We start from the raw sequence: 3,291 nt of genomic DNA, 5'->3' as shown, positions 1-3,291 counted from the left end.
GCCGTCACGCACCTCGCGCAGGGCCATGACCAGATCGGCCTCTTCCGCGATCAGATCGGCAAAGCCTTCGGCAGTTGAATTCAGGCGAAACCCGATCCGCGCCAGCGGCTGAGCCGTGGCCTCGTCCAGCAGGTCCAGCCGGAACCGGGTGTCGCTTTGCACCACCCGGCGCAGTTCCAGACCGCGGCGGGCGGCATAGGCCTCGACCAGCGCGGGCAACAGAACCTCGCCCATGACCGGCGCGCCGGAAAAGGTGAACTCGGCCACGTAATCGGCCAGATCGGGACAGCCCGCCCCGTCACAGCGCACACCCTGACCATCCAGAACCAGCAGGCCAAAGGCGGTATCGACGCGGTAGAATTCGCCATCGAAACTGCGCAGGGTGCCGGTCAACGTGATCGCGCCGTCACGCGAAGTCAGGGTCACATCCTGAGCGTGGGCGGCGGGGCTGAGGCCCAGAATGAAAAACGCGGCGAAAACCGCCGCGCTGAAAAGGGTTCGGATCATGCCATTGCGCGAGTTGCGTCAGTTGTGCGCGATCTTTAGGTCCCGCAGAATGTTTTTCAACACCAGAAATTCACCAACCGCGCCGCAATCGGGCATTGTCAGCGACAATTGCGCGGCGGCAAGCGCGCCATCGGCCCCCGGTTGCAGGGTTTCGGCCACGATTTCCTGACCGCAATTGCTGTCCAGAACTTCGGCCTCGATGTTGATGCGCACGACGCCGCTGTCCCGGCTTTCGCCGCGCGGATAGCTGTAAACCTCGGCCAGGCTGGGGTTCGGCAGGGTGCTGTCGCCCAGCACGGTCATGAACCCGCCCACAGCCGCGTCACCCACCGATGCATCGCGCGGATGACCGGCCCAGATATGGCCGGTATCATTGTAATCGGCGCCGAATTCAAAGGCGTGCAGATGCATCATCGCCGCGCCCTGCCATTGCAGGGCAACGCGGTCGAAATCTCTGGCTTGCGGCTGATGCGCGGTGGCGGTCAGCAGCGGGCCATCTTCGATCTGAACGATGAACACCGGATCGGCGGACAGGGCGGGCACCAGAATGTTAAGATCGCCGGTGGCCGAGTTGCGCAGCGCGAAACTTAGCCGGTCCTGCATCACCTCGACCCGCGCCAGCGGCGCACAGGATGCGGTCAGGGTCAGGGCCACCATGCCACCCGCCGCCGGTTTCGCGGACAGGTCGGTTGCACAGGGCAGGCCGAATTCATTCAGGTTCTCGCCCGATCTCAGCGGCCCGTGGCGGTCACGATCCAGCATCGCCAGACGGGCGGCCAAGGCCTTGGATTCGGTTTCAAACCCGGTGGTCGCCCGCACCTGTTTCGGCGCGAAGGGGATTTGAACGCCGTTCGCATCAGCCGTCTGCGCGGGCGCGGCCAGCGGGATGATCCGGCCTTCGGGAAAGTTCGGGACTGGCGTGGTTACGCCGGTTCGGGTCGAGGCCCGCTTGTGAAACAGGTCGCCACCGGCATCGACAAAATGGCCAATCAACGCTGCAACAACCAGCGTGGCCCCGGCGGCAAAAAGTCTGCGTTTGATCGGCACGGCGTCGCCCCTTGGAGATAACTCAACGCAGATCTAGCCATCAAAATTGGCGATTACGTGGCATTTCCGGGAAGTGTTGCGGCAAGACCGGCCCAAGCCACGCCTTGCCGCGATTTTTAGACCACGCGCCCGTGGCAATGTTTGAACTTTTTCCCCGATCCGCAGGGGCAAGGTTCATTCCGGCCCGGGTTGCCCCAGGTTTCGGGATCGTTTTCGTCAAAGCCGCTGACGGTCGGCTCGGGCTTGGGCGCGTCCGAGCCGCCTTCGGCCTGCGCCTGAAGCGCGCGCTGCTGTTCGATCAGGCGCTGCATCATTTCGGCCTGTTCTTCCTCGCTCAGCGGGCGCACGCGGCCCAGCTGTTGCGTCACATCGGCGCGCAGGGCGTCCAGCAGCGTTTCGAACAGAGAGAAGGCCTCGGTCTTGTATTCGTTCAGCGGGTCACGCTGGGCATAGCCCCGGAACCCGATGACCGAGCGCAGGTGATCCAGCGTCAGAAGATGATCGCGCCATTTGGTGTCGATGGTTTGCAGCAGCACCTGCTTTTCGACATTGCGCATGTTCTCGGGGCCGAAATTCACGGCTTTCGAGGCCATGGATTCGTCGCTGACCTTTTCAAGCCGCTCGCGCAGGTCATTGCCGTCAACGCCTTCTTCGGCGGCCCAATCCACCACCGGAGCGTCGATATTCAGCTTGTCGATCACCGCAGCATGCAGGCCCTCGACATCCCACTGATCAGCATAGGACCGCTCGGGGATGAATTCATCGACCAGATCGTCGATCACCTGATAGCGCATGTCCTGCACGATTTCCGACAGGTCGTCGGCTTCCATGATCTCGCGGCGCTGGCTGAAGATCACCTTGCGCTGGTCGTTCATCACGTCGTCGAATTTCAGCAGGTTCTTACGGATGTCAAAGTTGCGGCCTTCGACCTTGGCCTGCGCCTTTTCCAGCGATTTGTTGACCCAAGGGTGAACGATGGCCTCGCCTTCCTTCATGCCCAGCGTCGACAGAACCTTGTCCAGCCGCTCGGACCCGAAGATGCGCATCAGGTCGTCTTCCAACGACAGGAAGAACGACGAGCGCCCCGGATCACCCTGACGGCCCGAGCGGCCGCGCAGCTGGTTGTCGATCCGGCGGCTTTCGTGGCGTTCGGTCGCCAGAACATACAGCCCGCCCGCGTCTTTGACGGCCTGCTCATCGGCGGCGTGTTCGGCTTCGATCTGCGCGCGGATTTCGTCGGGATGGGCGTCGGGATTGGCGGCGATGGCCTCCATCACCTTGAATTCGACATTGCCGCCCAATTTGATGTCAGTGCCGCGACCGGCCATGTTGGTGGCGATGGTCACCGCGCCCAGCTTGCCGGCGTCGGCGACGATCTGGGCTTCCTGTTCGTGGTGGCGGGCGTTCAGCACGTTATGCGGCACACCGGCGGTTTTCAGCAGGTCGGACAGCATTTCAGATTTTTCGATCGAGGTGGTGCCGACAAGGATCGGCTGACCCTTGGCATGGGCCACTTTGATCGCCTCGACGATGGCGGCGTATTTCTCGGATGCGGTGCGGAACACCTGATCGTGCTCGTCGATCCGGGCAATCGGACGGTTGGTCGGCACTTCGACCACGCCCAGACCATAGATTTCGTCAAACTCCTCGGCCTCGGTCAGCGCCGTGCCGGTCATGCCGCTGAGTTTCTCGTAAAGGCGGAAGTAGTTCTGGAAGGTCACGCTGGCCAAAGTCACG

2 protein-coding genes and 1 pseudogene are annotated in these 3,291 nt (G+C 62.6%); all 3 read right to left on the bottom strand.

What is annotated here, in order from left to right; all coding sequences use genetic code 11:
* Positions 1–507: pseudogene (locus ABYW26_RS12445) on the bottom strand (cell envelope biogenesis protein OmpA); the annotation flags it as partial.
* An 18-nt stretch (positions 508–525) separates the two neighbouring features.
* Positions 526–1,554 carry a hypothetical protein gene (locus ABYW26_RS12440; protein ID WP_372605220.1) on the bottom strand — a complete coding sequence of 343 codons (1,029 nt, stop codon included), beginning with the start codon at positions 1,552–1,554 and terminating at the stop codon, positions 526–528.
* Between the two features lie 116 nt (positions 1,555–1,670).
* The coding region (locus tag ABYW26_RS12435) for an SEC-C metal-binding domain-containing protein (RefSeq protein WP_372605219.1) at positions 1,671–3,291 on the bottom strand (1,621 nt) is incomplete at its 5' end.

Source organism: Actibacterium sp. (assembly GCF_041584535.1).
Lineage (GTDB): Bacteria > Pseudomonadota > Alphaproteobacteria > Rhodobacterales > Rhodobacteraceae > Actibacterium_D.
The sequence above is the reverse complement of the archived record's forward strand: the minus strand, read 5'-3'. Positions and strand labels throughout refer to the sequence as shown.